Annotated in this window: 20 protein-coding genes; 10 read left to right on the plus strand and 10 right to left on the minus strand. The window is 66.5% G+C overall.

All coding sequences use genetic code 11. The features are described 5' to 3' along the window. Positions 1–5 precede the first annotated feature (5 nt). Together CAL26_RS04195 and infA are read right to left on the minus strand one after the other, a co-directional pair. A complete protein-coding gene (locus CAL26_RS04195) occupies positions 6–302 on the minus strand; it encodes a hypothetical protein (RefSeq protein WP_094845632.1) in 297 nt (98 codons plus the stop codon). Positions 303–392: 90 nt separating this feature from the next. Further along, positions 393–656: a translation initiation factor IF-1 gene (gene infA / locus CAL26_RS04200; RefSeq protein WP_094845633.1), complete on the minus strand. Its 264-nt coding sequence runs from the start codon at positions 654–656 to the stop codon at positions 393–395. A gap of 495 nt (positions 657–1,151) precedes the next feature. Between infA and CAL26_RS04205 the strand changes: the two genes are divergently transcribed. Both CAL26_RS04205 and mctP read left to right on the plus strand, forming a co-directional pair. Next, entirely contained in the window at positions 1,152–1,331 is a 180-nt protein-coding gene (locus CAL26_RS04205; protein WP_086063493.1) for a DUF3311 domain-containing protein, read from the plus strand. Beyond that, positions 1,331–2,830, plus strand: a complete 1,500-nt coding sequence (gene mctP / locus CAL26_RS04210; RefSeq protein WP_094845634.1) for a monocarboxylate uptake permease MctP — start codon at positions 1,331–1,333, stop codon at positions 2,828–2,830. Before CAL26_RS04205 ends, mctP begins: the two co-directional genes overlap by 1 nt. On the opposite strand, the gene CAL26_RS04215 is transcribed toward mctP, so the two are convergent. Continuing rightward, entirely contained in the window at positions 2,798–3,892 is a 1,095-nt protein-coding gene (locus CAL26_RS04215) for an acyltransferase family protein (protein ID WP_094845635.1), read from the minus strand. The two genes, mctP and CAL26_RS04215, sit on opposite strands and share 33 nt — an antisense overlap. A gap of 428 nt (positions 3,893–4,320) precedes the next feature. Between CAL26_RS04215 and phnC the strand changes: the two genes are divergently transcribed. The 4 genes from phnC to CAL26_RS04235 are packed head-to-tail and all read left to right on the plus strand — an operon-like array spanning position 4,321 to position 7,574. After that, positions 4,321–5,178, plus strand: coding sequence for a phosphonate ABC transporter ATP-binding protein (phnC, locus tag CAL26_RS04220; RefSeq protein WP_094845636.1), 858 nt, complete (start codon positions 4,321–4,323; stop codon positions 5,176–5,178). 39 nt (positions 5,179–5,217) lie between these two features. After that, entirely contained in the window at positions 5,218–6,210 is a 993-nt protein-coding gene (gene phnD, locus CAL26_RS04225; RefSeq protein WP_094845637.1) for a phosphonate ABC transporter substrate-binding protein, read from the plus strand. Between the two features lie 4 nt (positions 6,211–6,214). Beyond that, positions 6,215–7,012: a phosphonate ABC transporter, permease protein PhnE gene (phnE, locus tag CAL26_RS04230; RefSeq protein WP_094845638.1), complete on the plus strand. Its 798-nt coding sequence runs from the start codon at positions 6,215–6,217 to the stop codon at positions 7,010–7,012. Positions 7,013–7,022: 10 nt separating this feature from the next. Then, complete coding sequence (locus CAL26_RS04235) at positions 7,023–7,574, plus strand: HD domain-containing protein (RefSeq protein WP_094845639.1); 552 nt, start codon at positions 7,023–7,025, stop codon at positions 7,572–7,574. 29 nt (positions 7,575–7,603) lie between these two features. On the opposite strand, the gene CAL26_RS04240 is transcribed toward CAL26_RS04235, so the two are convergent. Then, entirely contained in the window at positions 7,604–8,668 is a 1,065-nt protein-coding gene (locus CAL26_RS04240) for a Bug family tripartite tricarboxylate transporter substrate binding protein (RefSeq protein ID WP_094845640.1), read from the minus strand. A 314-nt stretch (positions 8,669–8,982) separates the two neighbouring features. Here CAL26_RS04240 and CAL26_RS04245 point away from each other — a divergent pair, with 314 nt between their 5' ends. After that, complete coding sequence (locus CAL26_RS04245; RefSeq protein WP_094845641.1) at positions 8,983–10,059, plus strand: mandelate racemase/muconate lactonizing enzyme family protein; 1,077 nt, start codon at positions 8,983–8,985, stop codon at positions 10,057–10,059. Here the strand turns inward: CAL26_RS04245 and CAL26_RS04250 are convergent. Both CAL26_RS04250 and CAL26_RS04255 read right to left on the minus strand, forming a co-directional pair. Beyond that, positions 10,056–10,937, minus strand: a complete 882-nt coding sequence (locus CAL26_RS04250; protein ID WP_094845642.1) for a TrmB family transcriptional regulator — start codon at positions 10,935–10,937, stop codon at positions 10,056–10,058. The two genes, CAL26_RS04245 and CAL26_RS04250, sit on opposite strands and share 4 nt — an antisense overlap. Positions 10,938–11,000: 63 nt before the next feature. After that, positions 11,001–11,885, minus strand: a complete 885-nt coding sequence (locus CAL26_RS04255) for a TauD/TfdA dioxygenase family protein (protein ID WP_094845643.1) — start codon at positions 11,883–11,885, stop codon at positions 11,001–11,003. 161 nt (positions 11,886–12,046) lie between these two features. On the opposite strand from CAL26_RS04255, the gene CAL26_RS04260 reads away from it, so the two are divergent. Further along, positions 12,047–12,976, plus strand: coding sequence for a LysR family transcriptional regulator (locus tag CAL26_RS04260; RefSeq protein WP_179283244.1), 930 nt, complete (start codon positions 12,047–12,049; stop codon positions 12,974–12,976). Between the two features lie 92 nt (positions 12,977–13,068). On the opposite strand, the gene phnN is transcribed toward CAL26_RS04260, so the two are convergent. From phnN to phnF, 4 genes are read right to left on the minus strand one after another with little or no spacing between them, the layout of a single operon-like run. Then, positions 13,069–13,632 carry a phosphonate metabolism protein/1,5-bisphosphokinase (PRPP-forming) PhnN gene (gene phnN / locus CAL26_RS04265; protein ID WP_094845645.1) on the minus strand — a complete coding sequence of 188 codons (564 nt, stop codon included), beginning with the start codon at positions 13,630–13,632 and terminating at the stop codon, positions 13,069–13,071. Next, a complete protein-coding gene (locus CAL26_RS04270) occupies positions 13,629–14,366 on the minus strand; it encodes a DUF1045 domain-containing protein (protein WP_094845646.1) in 738 nt (245 codons plus the stop codon). The genes phnN and CAL26_RS04270 overlap by 4 nt, the downstream gene beginning before the upstream one ends. Positions 14,367–14,390: 24 nt before the next feature. After that, positions 14,391–15,587, minus strand: coding sequence for an alpha-D-ribose 1-methylphosphonate 5-triphosphate diphosphatase (locus CAL26_RS04275; RefSeq protein WP_094845647.1), 1,197 nt, complete (start codon positions 15,585–15,587; stop codon positions 14,391–14,393). 54 nt (positions 15,588–15,641) lie between these two features. Then, positions 15,642–16,376 (minus strand): phosphonate metabolism transcriptional regulator PhnF, encoded by a 735-nt coding sequence (phnF, locus tag CAL26_RS04280; RefSeq protein ID WP_094845648.1) that lies wholly within the window; start codon positions 16,374–16,376, stop codon positions 15,642–15,644. A gap of 124 nt (positions 16,377–16,500) precedes the next feature. Here phnF and phnG point away from each other — a divergent pair, with 124 nt between their 5' ends. Continuing rightward, positions 16,501–16,977: a phosphonate C-P lyase system protein PhnG gene (gene phnG / locus CAL26_RS04285; RefSeq protein ID WP_094845649.1), complete on the plus strand. Its 477-nt coding sequence runs from the start codon at positions 16,501–16,503 to the stop codon at positions 16,975–16,977. A gap of 88 nt (positions 16,978–17,065) precedes the next feature. After that, positions 17,066–17,710: a phosphonate C-P lyase system protein PhnH gene (gene phnH / locus CAL26_RS04290; RefSeq protein ID WP_094846012.1), complete on the plus strand. Its 645-nt coding sequence runs from the start codon at positions 17,066–17,068 to the stop codon at positions 17,708–17,710. Position 17,711: the final 1 nt, after the last annotated feature.

Below are 17,711 nucleotides of genomic sequence, written 5' to 3' on the forward strand. Positions count from 1 at the left end.
CGCCTTCAGGACCCCGCGGCCTGGGCCGGCGCGGCGACCGAGCCGCCTGTCAGATGGGCGTAGTGGGTTTGCGCCGCTTCGAGCGCCTGAGTCAGGTGCTCGTACAGCCGGCGCTGTTCTTCCACGAAGTCGTCGAACTTGATCTGGGCGTGGGCGTAGGAAAGCCCGGTGTGGCGCAGGCTGCTGATGAACGCCGCGCGTGACCGGCCCAGCAACTGCCAGCCCCGGTCCGCCAGGGCGAGCTGTTTCTGGACCTCCGCGACGCGCGCGGCCGCGGCGCGCAATTCCTGTTCGGTAGCCATGGCTGGCCGGGTGATTCCGCAAAAGCCGCAACCTTACCGCAAGCGCGGGCGCGGCATTCGATCGAAATCAGGCCGAAACGGCGGCTGTTCCTAGCGACGGTATGCCGGCGCGCCCTGGCGGGCGATCGGCGTGGCGTCCTTGTGACGGAAATTGATGCGCCCCTTGGTCAGGTCGTAGGGCGACATTTCCAGGGTGACGCGATCGCCAGCCAGGATACGGATACGGTGCTTGCGCAGGCGTCCAGACGCATACGCGCCGACTTCCACGCCATTGTCCAAGGTGACGCGGTAGCGGGCGTCGGGCAGTACTTCGTCGACGATGCCGTCGAGTTCGATCAATTCTTCTTTCGCCATGAAAAGTCTCCAGAAAAGAGCGGTGGCCGCGGCCTGGGGCGGACGCGGCCTGGGGCCTGGGCGGGCCGGTGCGTCGGGGACGCGGGGATTAAGGGCAAGGACGCTGGCCGTCAAGGCCGCTGAACCCGCCGTGGCGGGCGCTTGGTCGCAGCGGCCCGGTCGGCGCGCTGGAAGAAGCTGGTGGTGCGGCGGAGCCGCAAAAATGCCCGGAACTACCCAGGCCGATCCGAACTTCGTCAGGTCGGCGGGCGATCACGCACGCAAGCCGAATCTATCGAAGATCAACAAGCAATAGAGTCTAGTCTAATTTTACCCTGGTGTAAACCCTGAATCGCGGCTCCCTACCAGCGAAATGGTCATTTTGGCGCCGATTCCCGGACGGGAGTATTCTGCGCCTCGCCTTCGTGCGTACCCCGCGCGACCGGCATCATTGCCGCCCCGCGACACATCATCGCGGTATATCAAGAGACAACCTTTCCTATAACGAGTCTAGGCATGTGGATTCTGCTATTGCTGCCGTTCATCGGCTTGCTCTGGGTGCCCTTCTATAACGAGACATTGCCCGAGCTGTTCGGTTTTCCCTTCTTCTATTGGTACCAGCTGCTCTGGGTGCCCATCACGGCCTTGCTGACGTGGATCGTCTACCGCAGCCAGCGCCACCGGGGAGACGAGTAATGAACGACCTCGCACAAATCAACTGGACCGCCTTGAGCGTGTTCATTTTCTTCTTCGTGCTCGTCACCGTCATGGGTTTCGCCGCCTCGCGCTGGCAGCGGGGCGATTCCGCCTCGCACCTGGATGAGTGGGGCCTGGGCGGACGGCGCTTCGGCACCTGGATCACCTGGTTCCTGGTGGGCGGCGATTTCTACACCGCCTATACGGTCATCGCCGTGCCGGCGCTGGTCTACGCCGTCGGCGCCTATGGCTTCTTCGCGCTGCCGTACACGATACTGGTGTATCCCATCGTCTTCACCATCATGCCGCGCCTGTGGCGCGTGGCGCAGAAGGCCGGGCACGTGACGTCGGCCGACGTGGTCTACGCGCGCTTCCAGTCGCGGCCGCTGGAGCTCGCCATCGCGGCCACCGGCGTGCTCGCGACCATGCCCTATATCGCGCTGCAGCTGGTCGGCATGGAAGTCGTCATCAAGGCATTGGGCCTGCAGGGCGAACTGCCCCTGGCCGCCGCTTTCGTGATCCTGGCGCTCTATACCTATTCGGCGGGCCTGCGCGCGCCCGCGTTGATCGCCTTCGTCAAGGACCTGATGATCTATATCGTGGTCCTGGTGGCCATCGTGCTGGTGCCGGCCAAGCTGGGCGGCTACAGCGCGGTGTTTTCGTCCGCGGCCGCCGGTTTCGCGGCGAAAGGCGGCGCCACGGGGCTGACGCTGAAAGCCTCGCAGTTCCTGCCCTATGCCACGCTGGCGCTGGGCTCGGCCCTGGCGGCGTTCATGTATCCGCACACGCTCACGGGCATTTTCGCCGCCAAGAGCGCCGACACGATACGCAAGAACGCGATCTTCCTGCCGGCCTATACCCTGCTGCTGGGCCTGATCGCCCTGCTGGGCTATATGGCCTACGCGGCGAACCTGCACCCGAAGACGCCCAACGACGTGGTGCCCGCGCTCTTCAATACCTTGTTCCCCAGCTGGTTCGCGGGCTTCGCCTTCGCCGCCATCGCCATCGGCGCGCTGGTGCCGGCGGCGGTGATGTCGATCGGCGCGGCCAATCTGTTCACGCGCAACTTCTGGAAGGCCTACGTCAATCCGGCGGTCACGTCGGAAGGCGAGGCCAAGGTCGCCAAGATCGTGTCGCTGGTGGTCAAGGTCGGCGCGCTGGTCTTCATCGTGTTCGTGCCGACGCAGTTCGCGCTCGATCTGCAGCTGCTGGGCGGCGTGTGGATACTGCAGACCTTCCCGGCGGTGGTGTTCGGCCTGTTCTTCGGCTGGTTCCGTGGCGGTCCGCTGCTGCTGGGCTGGCTGGTGGGCCTGGCCACCGGCACCACGCTGGCGTACATGGACGGCATCAAGCCCGTGCATGCCTTCGTGGTGGGCGGCAATACCTATGGCGTCTATACCGGCCTGGTCGCGCTGCTCGTGAACATCGTGGTCGCCGTCATCGCGCAGGCGCTGGTCAGCACGTTCTCAGGCGCGCAGGGCGCGCGCCGGAGCGCCTGACGGCGCGCCGCTCTTGACGCGTTCGCGCACCTTGTCGATCCTGCTGTCTATCATGGTCCACAGCAACACGGCCAGCACCAATGACAGCAGGACGTTCAAGGTGGAAATCAACAGGGCGCTGGTCCAGCCCATCCAGCTGGTCGCCTGGTGCACCAGCAGCAGGGCGACGGAATGCGAGATATAGATCGGGTAGCTGAGCTGCCCGATTTTTTTGTCCAGCCGGTGCCGCGCCTGGTAGATGAAGGTCAACGGCAGGATGGCGGTGAAGGCGGCCAGTGCCAGGGCATCGCGCAGGTTGTGGTTGATCGTCACCGAAAAGTGGAACAGCGCGTACACCACGAACAAGCCCGTGGCCAGTTCGGGCAGGTAATGGAAGCGCTCGCTCAGCTTCTGCCATATCGGCAGCAAGAGCCGATGCGATAGCGCGCCCGCCAGGAACAGCGCGAGTTCAAGCGGGAAGAATCGATAGCTCCACGGATCCGATTGCGCCACGCCGTTGTGCAGCAGCACCGCCCGCAAGGCCAGCGACGCCAGGAACAGCGCCACCACGCAGCGCATCGAACGCAGGATGAACGGCGCGATCAGGTAGAAGCTGAGCTCCACGCCCAGTGTCCATGCCTGCGGGATCAGCAGGCCCTGGTACAGCGGTACGTCGCTGTCGGCATAGCTGCCCGTCAACGTCAGCTCGCCACCCTTGATGCCGAAGAACATCAGCCAGTCCTGGCCGAAGATGAACAGGTTGGCCAGCACCAGGAACAGGTCCGCGCTGTTGGGGCCGCGGCGATAGACGTCCAGGAATTCGGGATTCGCCACGACGTTCAGCGCCAGCGCGACGACGGCGACCGCGAAATAGGTCGGGAACAGCCGCAGCAGGCGATTCTCGTAGAAGCGCCCGGTGCTCTCGTAGGCCTTGTTGGTGGTAAGGATGTAGGAGATCAGAAAACCGGATATGACGTAGAAAAGCTGTACCGCGAGTCGGCCCCCGACCAGCATGTTGCCGTCGTTGAAAGGGGAGTGGTCCAGCACCACCGACAGCGCGAATAACGTCCTCAGCAAACCCATGGGCAGTCTCCATCCATGCCCGAGATTCTGCGCGCCGGGTGCCGGGCGATGCGTCCTCCATATGGAGCGGAGATGATCCATATGCTTTGGTCGCAGCCTACAGCGGGGCATGCGGCGCCGCCGCATGCTCATGCTTAAAGCATCCTTGCGCGCGATACGGAAAGTTCGCGGGCAGTAGCCCGAAGAAATCGACTTGTACCAGTTGGTATCGCGCGGCGCGCGGCCTGGCCGGCTCGGCCATCGGTATTAAGCCGCGGACTAATGCGCCGGTCGAGGCGCGTCAGCGTCCGGACCGACTGGGTATTTCAGTTTGATGACGAACCAACACCTCGTCACCAAAGACCGCCTGAATGTTTTATTACATGGTCACGCGGCTGTCATTGGTCGTCTCCAGACTATCCGCATCTTATGAATGCGGATCTACGGCGATGACTTATGCGATCGAAGTGCGCGGACTCAGCAAGTCCTTCCGCGCCGGACAGAAGGCGCTGGACGACGTGAGCCTGCAAGTGCGCGACGGTGAAATGGTGGCGCTGCTGGGCGCTTCGGGATCGGGCAAGTCCACGCTGCTGCGCCATCTGGCCGGCTTCGTCGCGGGCGACACCGGGGCCGGCGAGATCCGCGTCAACGGCGACCTGATCCAGCGCAACGGCCGCATCAGCCGCGACGTCCGCCGCGCGCGCGCCGGCATCGGTTTCGTATTCCAGCAATTCAACCTGGTGGGCCGCCTGCCTGTCATTACCAATGTGCTGGCCGGCATGCTGCCGCGCGTGCCGCTGTATCGCAGCCTGCTGCGCTGGTTCCTGCGCGCGGAAGTGCAGGTCGGCCTGGACGCGCTGGCGCAGGTCGGCATCGAAGGCCATGCCTTCCAGCGCGCATCCAATCTGTCCGGCGGGCAGCAGCAGCGCGCGGCCATTGCCCGCACGCTGGTGCAGAACGCGCGCACCATCCTGGCCGACGAACCCATCGCGTCGCTCGATCCGGAATCGTCGCGCCGCGTCATGGATACGCTGGCGCAGATCAACCGTACCCGCGGCGTGGCCGTCGTGGTGTCGCTGCACCAGGTCGACGTGGCCATGCGCTATTGCCCCCGCGTGGTCGCGCTGCGCCACGGCAAGGTCGTGTATGACGGCCCGTCCGCCCAATTGACCGCGCAGATGCTGCGCGACCTGTACGGCGCCGAACTCGACGAGCTGATGCCGGCCGCGCAGGCGCGGGACGGCGGACCGGCCGAAGGCGCGGCGCCGCAACCTTCCCTCGGGCGTCCGCAGCTGGCGGCCGCCTAGTTTCTTTCCTTCCTACCGCAAGACACGGAGTTACCCCTCATGCTTCGCAGAACCTTTTGCGCCCTGATCGCGACCGCTGCCCTGACCGCCCCGGCGTTCGCCCAGGACGCGAAGACCCTGAATTTCGGCATCATTTCGACGGAATCGTCGTCCAATCTGCGCAGCGGCTGGCAGCCTGTCATCGATGACCTGAGCAAGGCGATCGGCGTGCCGGTCAAGCCCTTCTTCGCTTCCGACTACGCCGGCATCATCGAAGGCATGCGCTTCAACAAGGTGCAGATGGCCTGGTACGGCAACCTGTCGGCCATCGAGGCCGTGGATCGTTCGCAGGGGGAAGTGTTCGCCCACGTCATCGACAAGGACGGCAATCCCGGCTACTGGTCGGTGCTGGTGACGGCCAAGAACGGCAAGATCGCCACCCTGGACGACGTGCTGAAGAACGGCAAGGGCATGAGCTACGGCGCGGGCGATCCCAACTCCACGTCCGGTACGGCCGTTCCCGGCTACTACCTGTGGGCCGCCAACAAGATCGATCCCAAGACCTTCTTCAAGAACTTCCGCATCGCGAACCACGAAACCAACCTGCTGTCGGCGATGAACGGCCAGGTGGACGTGGCCATCACCAATACGGAAGCCATGGAGCGCTACAAGATCAACACCGGCAAGTCGCCCGAGGATTCCGTGCGCGTGCTGTGGAAGTCGCCGCTGATCCCGGCCGATCCGCTGGTGTGGCGCACCGACCTGCCAGCCGACCTGAAGCAGAAGATCCAGGCCTTCTTCGTCAACTACGGCAAGAGCGGTCCCAACGCCGCGCAGGAGCTGAAGAACCTGCAGGCGCTGACCTACAAGGGCTTCGTCGCGTCGGACAACGGCCAGTTGCTGCCGATCCGCCAGATCAACCTGGCCGGCCAGCGCGCCAAGGTCGAGCACGACACCACGCTGAGCGCCCAGGAAAAGCAGCAGAAGCTGGCGGAAATGGACGCCAGGCTGGCCGAGCTGTCCAAGCAGGTCGCCGCCGCGAAGTCCCAGTAAGCCGATGAGCGCCACCCTGACCCCGGCGCGCCCCGCGCCCACGCCCGCCAAGAGCTCCCTGCCTACCTTGCTGGTATGGGCCATCGTCATCGCCGTGCTGGCCGCGTCGTGGCATGGGGCGGATATGCGCCCCATGGACCTGTTCCGCGATTCCGGCAACATGTCGCAGTTCGCGCGGGATTTCTTCCCGCCGAACTTCCGTGACTGGCGCATGTATCTGGAAGAGATGCTGGTGACGGTGCAGATCGCCATCTGGGGCACTTTCCTGGCGATCGTGCTGGCGGTGCCGATGAGCCTGCTCTGTTCGTCCAACATCGTGCCGGCCTGGGTCTACCAGCCGGTGCGCCGCCTGATGGACGCCTGCCGCGCGATCAACGAAATGGTCTTCGCCATGCTGTTCATCGTGGCGGTGGGCCTGGGTCCGTTCGCGGGCGTGCTGGCTTTGTGGGTGCACACGCTGGGCGTATTGGCCAAGCTGTTCTCCGAGGCCGTCGAAGCCATCGATCCGCGGCCCGTCGAGGGGGTGCGCGCCACCGGCGCCGGCGCCATCGAGGAAATCGTCTTCGGCGTGATCCCGCAGGTGCTGCCGCTGTGGATCTCCTATTCGCTGTACCGCTTCGAATCGAACGTGCGGTCGGCGTCGGTCGTGGGGATCGTCGGCGCGGGCGGGATCGGCATGGTGCTGTGGGAAATCATCCGCAGCTTCCAGTACGCCCAGACCTGCGCGGTGATGATCATCATCATCCTCTTCGTGACGGGCATCGACGTGCTGTCGTCGCGCATCCGCAAAGTGTTCATCTGAGGGGACCGCCATGTCGGAAGCCTTGACCCTGTCGCGCATCGAAAGCCTGTTCGCGGGCTACGGCAGCGCCTACTACGGCCGCGAGGCCATCACGCAGACCGAGCATGCGCTGCAATGCGCGGCGCTGGCGGAGCAGGCGGGCGAAACGCCGGCCACCATCGCCGCCAGCCTGTTGCACGACATCGGCCATCTGGTCATGGCCGAAAGCACGCTGGAGGACAAGCGCCACCAGGACATCGGCGCCCGCGCGCTGCTGGGCCTGGTGGGCGAGAGCGTGATCGCGCCGGTGCGCCTGCACGTGCCGGCCAAGCGCTATCTGTGCGCGGTGGATGCGGAATACTGGTCCACGCTGTCGCAGGCGTCCAAGGACACCCTGGTGTTGCAGGGCGGTCCTTACACCGCGCGGGAAGTCGAGGCTTTCGAACGCCTGCCTTACTTCGCCGAGGCGGTGCGCCTGCGCCGCTACGACGACCTGGCCAAGGTGCCCGGCGCGGCCACGCCGCCGCTGCGCTATTACCTGGACATGCTGGAGACGGTGGCGGCGGTCGACAACGCCGCCTGACGCGCGCGGCGGCGTCCTCCTGGACGCCGTCAGTTCATCCTGATGTTCAGCGACGTGATGATCCCGTGCCACTTCTGGGTATCGTCGCGCACCGTCTGCTGGAACTTCTGCTGCGTCCAGGTCTGCACGGCCAGTCCCTGTTCCAGCATCTTCTTCTGGGTATCGGGATCCGCCAGCGCCTTGTTGATGGCGTCGTGCAGCTTGGCGACCACGGCCGGCGGCGTGCCGGTGCGCACGAATACGCCGTACCAGGGCTCATAGTCGAAGCCCTTCACGCCCGCCTCCTGCATGGTGGGCAGGTCCGGCAGCGATGCCGCGCGCGCCGCGCCCGACGTCGCCAGGGGGCGCACCTGGCCGCTGCGGATGTAGGGCAGCACGGCGGGGATGGTCAACAGCATCGCCTCGATGCGGCCGGAGATCAGGTCGGTGATGGCCGGCCCGGAACCCTTGTAGGGGATGTGCGTCAGCGTCAGGTGTTCCTTGGACTGCAGCCATGCCATGGGCAGGTGGCCGGCGCTGCCCACGCCGCCGGATCCGTAGTTCACCGCGCCGGGGTGGGCGCGGGCGTAGTCCAGGAACTCCTTGAACGTCTTGACCGGCATGGAATTCGTCACCACCAGCACGTTCGGCGTCTGGCCGACGTAGGCGACGGGTGTGATGTCCTTCAGCGGCTCGTAGCTCAGATGCGGATACAGCGACGCGTTGAAGGCGAAGCCGATGTGCTCCAGCATGAAGGTGTAGCCGTCCGGATTCGATCGGGCCAGCATGGTGCCGGCGATGGTGCCTCCCGCGCCGCCGCGATTGTCGGCGACGACGGTCTGCCCCAGGATGCGCCCGACCTTGTCCGCCAGGACGCGGCCGATGATGTCCGTCGTGCCGCCGGGCGCGTAGGGAATCAGCATGGTCAGCGGCTTGGTGGGCCAATCGTCGGCGGCGTGCGCCGGAATCGCCGGGACCGCCGCGAGCGCCGCACAGGCGGAGAGGCCGGCGGCGGCTCGGGCGAGCCACCGCCGAGCGGGGCGGGTTCCCGCGGCTCGTTCCGGCGTCATCGGCGCGCGCCGCGACGGGTGGCGCTCGTTATGGTCGTCCTGCATCCTTGTCTCCCTTGACGCCTGTCCGGGACGCGACGTCCCGCACGGCTTCAATATCGTTGTCGCCTATATCGTTGTCGTTCGTACAACTACTAGTTTGCGGATTGTGATGCCGGCCGGGGCGAGCCGTCAATCGGGCAAAAACGCATATGTTTATAAGTGCCGGGTTCCATGCGGCGCAGCAATAGGGCGCCGCCAAACCCTGCATCGTTGCGAGCGGCGGATTATCGTAGTAGTGTACGCAACGACGATAACAAGGAAACCGGCCGGGACCTCTCACGGACCCATATCCCCGGCTTAGCCATCGAGGCCGCCCATTGAGCACCATCCGCAAGATCACCCTGCGCCGCCTGCGCCTGCCCCTGTCCAGCCCTTACCGGCTGTCCTACCGCACCTTCACCGAATTCGAGCCATACCTGGTGGAACTGGAAGACGACAGCGGGCGGCAGTCCTTCGCGGATGGACACGTGTCCCCGGGCTCGAGCAGCGAAACGCGGGAAGGGGCATGGGCCTTCTGCCTGGAACAATTGGCGCTGCTGCCCGGCCGTGACACCGCGCAGGCCAGGCAGGCCCTGCTGGCCCGGTTCGAGGACAGCAAGGTGGCCGTCACCGCCATGGTGTGCGCGATCGAGGCGCTGGAAGGCTCGCGCTTTCTCGACGTCGCGCAGGACACGGTGCTGCCCCTGCTGGTCCCCGTCAGCGCGCAGGAACCGGCGGCCATCGCCGAGGAAATCGACCGCCGCGTCGCCGCCGGCTTCCACGTCTTCAAGGTGAAAGTGGGCAAGGACGTGCGGGCGGACCTGGATCGCGTGCGCGCCATCCAGCAGGCGGCGGGCGGCCGCGCGACCCTGCGCCTGGATGCCAACCGCGCCTACAGCCGTGAAGACGCGATCGCCTTCGTCGGCGAGCTGGACCCCGCGGGCATCGATCTGTTCGAACAGCCCTGCGACGCCGACGACTGGGACGCCAATGCGGCCGTCGCCAACGCCAGTCCCGTGCCCCTGATGCTGGACGAGCCGATCTGCGCGCTGGCCGATATCGATCGCGCCGCCACCCTACGCAACGTCGGTTACTGCAAACTCAAGCTCAAGCGCTTCGGCAGCATGGAGCGGCTGGCCGAAGGCCTGAACCGCGTCCATGCCAAGGGCATGCGCCCCGTCCTGGGCGACGGCCTGGGCAGCGAAATCCACAACTGGATGGAAGCATGCGTCGCGCGCGGCATCATCGACAATGCCGGCGAATTCAATGGTTTCCTGAAGCACCCGGCCAAGCTGCTGCGCCAGCCGCTGGGCTTCGAGAACGGCGCGGTGATCATGCCGGCGGGATACCGGCCCGCGCTGGATCGCGCCGCCGTCGAGGCGTTCACGATAGAGCGGCGCGACTTCGGCGGCTAATCGCCCAGCCCGGTGTTCTTCCTGAACGAGGCCACCTGTTCAGGCGTGAAACTGGGCAGGCGCAGATCCCGCAGGTAAGGCCCGAATGCGTCGTCGATCTGGTCGCCGAAGCGGGCGAAGATTTCCGCCATGTAGTAATCATGGCGGATCAGCGACAAGGCCATCGTGACGATGGGCATGTTCTTCGAGTGCGCCGCGATGACGTCGCCTTCGACGTTGGCCGTCAGCATTTCCCGATAATCGACCGCCAGCGTGAACAGGTTGTCCGCCGTGCCCATGCGTACGCCGTTGTTTTCGTGGATGTAGACGCTGCACTTCTCGGTGTAGCGGAATTCATCGGCGTTCGTGCCGAACAGCACGATCAGCAGCCGCACGCCGCGCGTGACCGCGGCTTCGCGCAGGCCATCGGCATGGCGCCGCAGCACGTGGTCCGCCGCCTTGATCCATACGGTTTCCGTGCTGCGATCGATCAGCATGTCGATGTGCTCGTGCACCGCCGAATCGCCGCGCAGCGTCCAGACGTACTGGTCGTCCGTGCGCGGTGTCACGGCTTCCAGCCGTTCCGTCAGCCCGGTACATAGCGAGCGCGTCTGCCGCGCGATGGCGTCGAGCAGTTCGCGCGGACGCGCGGCGACATAGCAGGTGGGGTTTTCGCGCACGGGCAGCACCGCGCCGCGGCGCGCCAGGCTGTCCAGCGCGCTATAGGTATTGGGCCGAGGCACTCCGGCCAGCTTGGAAATCTCGTACGCCGTCGAAGGCGGCATGCCCAGCAACTGCACGTAGACCTTGGCTTCGTATTCCGTGAAACCCAGGCGTTTCAGATCGCCGGAAATGTTGTCCAGGGACGGCACGTCGCTGGACACAGGCTTGACGCTCATGGGGATACCCCCGTCGAAAACCGTGCGAGTTTAGCAGAGCGGTTTTCGACGGGATCCCGCGCGTCAGGCGGCCACGGCGTCGGCCTGCTCGTACGGTATCGTTGCGATGCCCTTGATCTGCGTGCGGTGCATGATGCGGCTGACGCTGGGATCGAAGGCGTCGCGGCGGTGCAGGGTGCAGCGGTTATCCCACAGGATCAGGTCGTGCGGCTTCCATTCCTGCCGGAACGTGAATTCAGGCTGCGTCGCGTGGGCCCACAGCTCGTCCAGCAGGGCATTGCTTTCGTCCAGCGGCAGTCCCAGGATATAGCTGTTGCGGCGGCGGCCCAGGAACAGGGCCGCGCGGCCCGTTTCCGGATGCCGCACCACCAGCGGATGGTGCGCGCCCGGCGCTTCGCGCGGGTCGGTGACTTCCTTCATGCCCTTGCGCATCATGCCCGCGCTGTTGTACGTGGCGTCGTGGATCGCGCGCCGGCCGGCGATGGCCTGCTTCAGCTTCGCGGGCAGCGTTTCGTAGGCCATGTACATATTGGCCCAGAAGGTATCGCCGCCGCTGGGCGGCACGTCCAGCGCATGCAGCATCGCGGCCATGGGCGGCGTGTCGATGTAGGTCATGTCGCAGTGCCAGACCGCTTCGCCATCCCCCAGATTGCCGATCGGCACGCCGTCCTTCTTCACGTTGGAAATCACGTTGATTTCCGGAAACTCGGTCAGGAAAGGCTTGCCGTAGGGGTTGGGGCCCGGGGGATCGAGTTCGCCAAAGGAACGGCTCAAGGCCATCAGTTCGGGATCGCTGAGCAACTGGCCGCGAAAGCGCAGCACCAGATGATCCGCCCAGGCCCGCTTGATCGCGGCCAGGTCGTCGGCAGCCAGCGGCTTGCGCAGGTCGACGCCGGAAATCTCGGCGCCGAGCGCCGGCGCGATGGGGGTGACGGTTATCGAGGACATGGTATCGGCCCTTGCGGTTCGTGTTTCCGATGCGGCGCTGACGGGCCGCGGACGAATCAATATAGCAACGGCGGGTAATGCGGTAAATGATATATATAAGGCATATCGTTATACTGAATTCGTATCTCCCCGCATCCTGCGGGCCGTCTTGCGTTCCGCCCATGTCCAAGCAAAAGAACCTGCAGCGCCGCCATATCGAAGCCCTGGTCGCCGTCGCGGAAAGCCGGTCGGTGCATCGCGCCGCGCGCGAGCTCGGCGTCCCGCAACCGGTGCTGTCACGCCTGCTGGGCGAGGCGGAAGCGCTGGTCGGCGCGCGGCTGTTCGAGCGTTCGAGCCACGGCAGCGTCCCCACCGCGCAAGGCCGCCTGATCCTGCCACGCGCCCGCTTCGCCTTGCGCAGCATGGAACGCCTGAACGACCTGACCACCGGCGATGCGCCGCCCATCCGCCTCGGCTGCATCCCGCGCGCCATGCACACGCTGTTGCCGCGCCTGCTGGAACGCGTCTATCCGCGCCGGGATGGCGCCGATGGCGCGGGTCCCGCCGGCATGCGCTTCGTGGTTCAGGAAGGCAATTCCGTCGCGCTGTTCGACGCCCTGGTGGCGGGCGACCTGGACTTTTCGATCCTGCGCGGCAACGTGCAGGAAGCCGGGGATGAATGGGCCATCGAACGCCTCTTCGACGAACGCACGGTGATCTACTGCGCGGCCGACCATCCGGATATCGCGCATGGCCAAGTGTCGCTGTCGCGCCTGGCCGCCCTGGATTGGACCCTGCCCGAGCGCGGCACGACTTCCCGCGGAGCCTTCGATGCGTTCTGGACGCAGCAGGGCCTGCCGGCGATCACGCCCTTGATGGAAACGCGCTCCTTCGAAGCCAACCTGGCGCTGGTCGCCGCGTCGCGCCTGGTGTCCATCGCGCCGGAATCCATCGTGCGCCGGCATGTCGGCTTCGGCGTACTGCGCATCGTCAAGGTGCGGCGCGCGCTGCCGGTCAATCCGGTGATGCTCGCCTACCACCGCATGTCGCTGGAAGATCCGTTGTTGCGCCGTTTCTACCGGGACGTGGTGGAGGCGGCCCGGGCGCGGTGAGCGCGATGGCGAATGGCGAATGGTGAATGGCGGATAGGGGATGCGCGTGCCCGCCAGGCTGCAATGTGGCACGGGCGCGCGCCCGCGTTGCATTACGCGTGGCGGCGGCGCGCGATGTGCAGCAGTCTTTCCGCGGCCTGTTCCGGCGCGCCGTTGTTGTCTATCGTCAGGCGCTCGCAATCGGCGGGGAAATCGAATTGCGTGTTGGCGCGCGCCAGTCGTTCCTGGATGGCCTGGCCGCTTTCCCGGCCGCGTCCGGCCAGGCGCTGCCTGAGCGCCTGCGCGTCGACCGTGATCTCCACGGCGCACAGGCCGGGATAGCGGGCGCATGCACGCGGCAGGTGGGCCCGCGAGCCGTTGACCAGCACCGTCACGCCAGCCGCCATCCAGGCATCGATTTCCACGCCCACGCCGTAGGCCAGGCCGTGGCTGCGCCAGGACAGCGCGAAGCAGCCCAGGCTTTCGCGGCGTATGAATTCGTCCTCGGTCAGCGCCACCGATGCCTCGTCGGCGCCGCTGGGCCGGGTGATGTACCGATGCGCGACCAGCAGGCGGTCCTGCGGCGTGCTCATCGCGCGCACGTGGCGCAGCAGGGTGTCCTTGCCGCTGCCGGATGCGCCCATTACGTAGATCAACGGTATCGTCGCGGCATTCATGACGCATCGTCGTCCATATGGCCCGCCCCGGCCCCGTCCCGCACCGTGCCGTCGAAACCGTAATGCCGCGCCACGATGAAGGGCTCGTCGGCGCCGGGCTGGACATAGACGCTGATGGCCTCGACCGGCATGGGCGCGTCGAGCATCCCGCCAGCACGCGCACGCAACAATTCCTGCGCATGCTCCAGCTCGGTCGCGCCCAGGTTGCCAGTCAGCGTGATGTGGAAGGTGAAGGTGTCGAACACGTACGGATAACCCCATTCGGCCAACATGCGCTGTTGCGGCAAGGTCAGCTGGTCGGGGCGGCGCCGGGCGATTTCCATCGGCGTGGGCGGGGCCCGGAAGGGATCCAGGTCCCGCACCACGCGGTCGGCCAGCGCGCGTACGCGCGCGTGCGTGGCCGCGTCGTCCGGCAGGCACCATGCCAGGAAGCCGCGCAGCGCGCGCAGGGTCAGGGCGATGCCGAAAGGCGTACGCGTGCGCGCCAGCGCGCGCACCGCCGCATCCAGCGCGTTGGCCGTGGTGCCGGTGCGCAGCCGGAAGGGCGGCTTGAGCGTGGCATGCAGGCCGTAGTGGCGTGGCGCATCGGTCCAGGCGTCCAGCCGGGGATCGTCTTCCCGCGCGCGCGCAAGGCGCTGCCCGGTTTCTTCGTCGCGGCCCAGCCAGGCCGCGCCGATTTCACGCCAGGCGCCGACCGGGGCAAGATAAACGGCATAGCGATAGGCTCGCGGCATAAGATCGAATTCCAGCGTCGCGCCTCACGCGTCGGCGTGGGCAAGGCGGGCATCGAATTGCCGCGCGGCATAGCGCAGCCGGCCACCGACGATGGCGGCGCAGACGCGCGGGACGTCCGGCACGCTGTCGTCCACCACGATGGCGTCGGCCATCATGCCGGCGTCCAGCGCGCCGCGATCGCGCAGGCCGGCGGCGCGCGCCGGGTTGCGCGACACCAGTGCCCAGGCCTGTTCCAGCGGCAGGATGCCGCGGTGCGCCAGCTTCATCACCGCGTTGAGCTGGGCAGGGTAGTAGTAGTCGGACGCGAGGATGTCGCACAGGCCGGCGCGGATCATTTCGGTGGCGTCCGGCGCGTTGGTATGGCTGCCGCCGCGCACGACGTTGGGCGCGCCGAAGACGATCGAATCGCCCAGCGAACGCGCCACCTGCGCCGCCTCGATGGTCAAGGGAAACTCCGCCACCTTGCAGCCCAGCTGGTGGTAATAGCGCCGCGTGGCCGGGTCGCGGTCGTCATGCGAAGCGACTTCCAGGCCGGCTTCGCGCGCGCAGTCCGTCAATTCGCGCATGGCGCCGGCGACGGCGTCGGCCGACTGCATGGCGGCACGGATGCGGTCCTGGAAGGTGTCCAGGTCGCATTCCGCGCGCTCGGCATACTGCAGCAGCTTGCGGTCGTCGCCCAGGCGTTTCGTCATGCTGGGCAGATGGTCGTTCAAGGCCAGGAAGCGCACCTTGCCCGCGCGGATCCACGCCTGCGCGGTCTCGACGCCCGCGACGTGATGCGTTTCGAAGCGCAGGTGCACGTGATGGCGGGCGCCCAACAGGCGCTGCATGCGCTCCAGCGCGTCGAACATGCTGAGCGCATAGGGTTCGCCGCGCAGGCCGCCTTCCCAGGATAGCGTCACGCCATGGAATTCGGTGGTGATGCCGTTGGCCAGCAATTGCCGGTCGACGTCGAGCAGCGCGCCGTCATAGGGGAATGCCACGCCCGGGCGCGGCATGACCGCGCGCTCGAAAGCGTCCCCATGCAGGTCCACGATGCCGGGCAGCACCAGCAGGTCGCCGGCGTCGAATTCGGCGTCCGCCGGGTCCGCGCCGATGCAGACGCCGCCGATGCGGTCCTGTTCGAAGGCCAGGCAGGCCGGGCCCACGCCTTGTGCGGTCAATACCCGGCGGCCGCTGATGCCGCGCAAGAAGGAGGGAGGCGTGCTGTCTGTGTACATGGGGTTCACCTATTTGAACCGATAGATTAGGCTCGTTTCATGACGAACAGATGTCTAGATGTCTGCCCGATCGTCGTCATTGACCATCAGCTGCACCCAGTCACCGGAAAACCGCGTGATGCTGTATTGCAGCGGCGCCTGGTCCTGGTCGACGTTCAGCGCTTCCACCTTCAGGATGGGCCGCGTCTTGGGCTGGCCCAGCAGGCGCGCGATGTCGTCGCCGGGCAGCGTGGCGGTGATGCGCGACCACTTGCGCGTGTAGTCCGCGATGCCGAACTGGCGGTAGGTCTTCGAGATCGAACGCGCGGCGGCCAGCTTGTCGACGAAGCCGGGAAAACGCTTTTCATCGAAGTAATGCTCCGCCACGCTGATGGTGCGGTTCTCCGTCTTGCCGATCAGCTTGACGTACAGCAACGGCGCATTGCGCGGCAGGCCCAGGTGCTGCGCGATCTCGGCGGACTTGGTCACCTGGCTTTCAAGGACCTGCGCGTGGCCCAGCACGCCCTGGCTGCCCAGGTTCTCGGAAAAGCGCGTGCGCTTGCCGATGGCGTAATCGATGGCATGTTCCTGCACGAAGGTGCCGCGTCCCTGCTCGATACGCACCAGGCCACCCTGTTCGAGCGCGCCCATCGCGCGCCGTATGGTGTGCCGGTTGACGGAGAACTTCGCCGCCAGTTCGGGCTCGGGCGGCAGTTGTTCGCCGGGCGCGTAGCGTTTGTTGCGGATGTCCGTCGCCAGCGCTTCGCCTATCTGGCGCCACACGGCGATGCCTGATCCTCGTTCCACCATGATGTTCTTCCTGTTATGCCGGCGCAGTCATAAAAAGTTCACCAAGATCGTGGTCCACTGCGGTTGAACTTTGCCGTGCAAGGGATCATACTACATCTACTCGTATAGACGTTTAGAGGTAACCATGATTACGCAAAGCGGTGATCAGCGGCAAGCCGCCCGCGGCACTCGCGCCGCCTGGATGCGTGTGATGGCGCTGGCGGAGCCCGATGCGCTGGCGCGCGCCTACGCCGCCCTGGGCGAGCTGCCCGGCTATCGCAAGCTGCGGGCGCCGGAAACCGGGATGGCGATGGTGCGTGGGCGTGCCGGCGGCACCGGCGCGCAGTTCAACCTGGGCGAAGTCTCGGTGACGCGCTGCGCGGTGGCCTTCGACGGCGACGGCGTGGTCGGCACCGCGTATGTCCGTGGCCGCGCTCACCGCCATGCGGAGCAGGCCGCGGTGCTCGATGGCCTGCTGCAAATGGCGTCCTGGCACCAGCGCGTGCATGCCGGCGTCATCGAGCCCCTGGCCCGCGCGCATGCCGACAAGGCTGCCCGCCGCGCGGCGGTGGCCGCGCAGACCCGCGTGGACTTCTTCACCATGGTGCGGGGAGATAACTGATATGTCGAACGCTCAATCCGTACCCGTGTCGCCCTTCATATCGCCGCTCATTGCGACGAATGGGGCCGCGAATGTGGCGAACGGCGCCATGGCCCAGGCGGCGACGGCCGCGGGCACGTCCGGCGGCGCCTTCGGGCACCGCGCGACCCTGCTGCCCGGCTTCGACGATCCCGTCGACGGCGCGCAGGCGGCGTTTCGCGCGGCGCTGCAGGCGCTGGCCAACCCGGGACAGGTACAGGTGGTGGACGCCGCCTGCGGCGTGCCGGCGGGCCTGTCGCCAGCCATGACCGCCTTGCTGCTGGCGCTGGCGGACATCGATGCCCCCGTATGGGTGCCGGCCGGCGTGGACGAGGCGGTGCGCGGTTTCCTGCGTTTCCATTGCGCCTGCCCGCTGGTGGACGATCCGGCCCAGGCGCGCTTCGTCGCCGTCCCCGCGGGCCACGCCATGCCGCCCTTGGCGCGCTGCGATGCGGGCGATCCCGCGTATCCCGATCGTTCCGCCACGGTGCTGCTGGACGTGGACGGCCTGGCATCCGGCACATCGGCCAGCGCGTTGACGCTTTCCGGCCCCGGCATTCCGGGTTCGCGCGTCGTGTCGGTGGCGGGACTGCCCGACGGCTTCGCGGCGCAATGGGCCGCCAATCACGCGTTGTTTCCGCTGGGCGTGGACGTCTTCCTGACGCACGGCGACCAGATCTGCGGCCTGCCGCGCACGACGCGAATGGAGAACTGAC

This window comes from Bordetella genomosp. 9 (assembly GCF_002261425.1).
Lineage (GTDB): Bacteria > Pseudomonadota > Gammaproteobacteria > Burkholderiales > Burkholderiaceae_B > Bordetella_C.

Coding starts and splice junctions, on each gene's coding strand:
- CAL26_RS04195 (WP_094845632.1), bottom strand. CDS start 302: ATGGCTACCGAACAGGAATTGCGCGCCGCGGCCGCGCGCGTCGCGGAG.
- infA (WP_094845633.1), bottom strand. CDS start 656: ATGGCGAAAGAAGAATTGATCGAACTCGACGGCATCGTCGACGAAGTA.
- CAL26_RS04205 (WP_086063493.1), top strand. CDS start 1,152: ATGTGGATTCTGCTATTGCTGCCGTTCATCGGCTTGCTCTGGGTGCCC.
- mctP (WP_094845634.1), top strand. CDS start 1,331: ATGAACGACCTCGCACAAATCAACTGGACCGCCTTGAGCGTGTTCATT.
- CAL26_RS04215 (WP_094845635.1), bottom strand. CDS start 3,892: ATGGGTTTGCTGAGGACGTTATTCGCGCTGTCGGTGGTGCTGGACCAC.
- phnC (WP_094845636.1), top strand. CDS start 4,321: ATGACTTATGCGATCGAAGTGCGCGGACTCAGCAAGTCCTTCCGCGCC.
- phnD (WP_094845637.1), top strand. CDS start 5,218: ATGCTTCGCAGAACCTTTTGCGCCCTGATCGCGACCGCTGCCCTGACC.
- phnE (WP_094845638.1), top strand. CDS start 6,215: ATGAGCGCCACCCTGACCCCGGCGCGCCCCGCGCCCACGCCCGCCAAG.
- CAL26_RS04235 (WP_094845639.1), top strand. CDS start 7,023: ATGTCGGAAGCCTTGACCCTGTCGCGCATCGAAAGCCTGTTCGCGGGC.
- CAL26_RS04240 (WP_094845640.1), bottom strand. CDS start 8,668: ATGCAGGACGACCATAACGAGCGCCACCCGTCGCGGCGCGCGCCGATG.
- CAL26_RS04250 (WP_094845642.1), bottom strand. CDS start 10,937: ATGAGCGTCAAGCCTGTGTCCAGCGACGTGCCGTCCCTGGACAACATT.
- CAL26_RS04255 (WP_094845643.1), bottom strand. CDS start 11,885: ATGTCCTCGATAACCGTCACCCCCATCGCGCCGGCGCTCGGCGCCGAG.
- CAL26_RS04260 (WP_179283244.1), top strand. CDS start 12,047: ATGTCCAAGCAAAAGAACCTGCAGCGCCGCCATATCGAAGCCCTGGTC.
- phnN (WP_094845645.1), bottom strand. CDS start 13,632: ATGAATGCCGCGACGATACCGTTGATCTACGTAATGGGCGCATCCGGC.
- CAL26_RS04270 (WP_094845646.1), bottom strand. CDS start 14,366: ATGCCGCGAGCCTATCGCTATGCCGTTTATCTTGCCCCGGTCGGCGCC.
- CAL26_RS04275 (WP_094845647.1), bottom strand. CDS start 15,587: ATGTACACAGACAGCACGCCTCCCTCCTTCTTGCGCGGCATCAGCGGC.
- phnF (WP_094845648.1), bottom strand. CDS start 16,376: ATGGTGGAACGAGGATCAGGCATCGCCGTGTGGCGCCAGATAGGCGAA.
- phnG (WP_094845649.1), top strand. CDS start 16,501: ATGATTACGCAAAGCGGTGATCAGCGGCAAGCCGCCCGCGGCACTCGC.
- phnH (WP_094846012.1), top strand. CDS start 17,066: ATGGCCCAGGCGGCGACGGCCGCGGGCACGTCCGGCGGCGCCTTCGGG.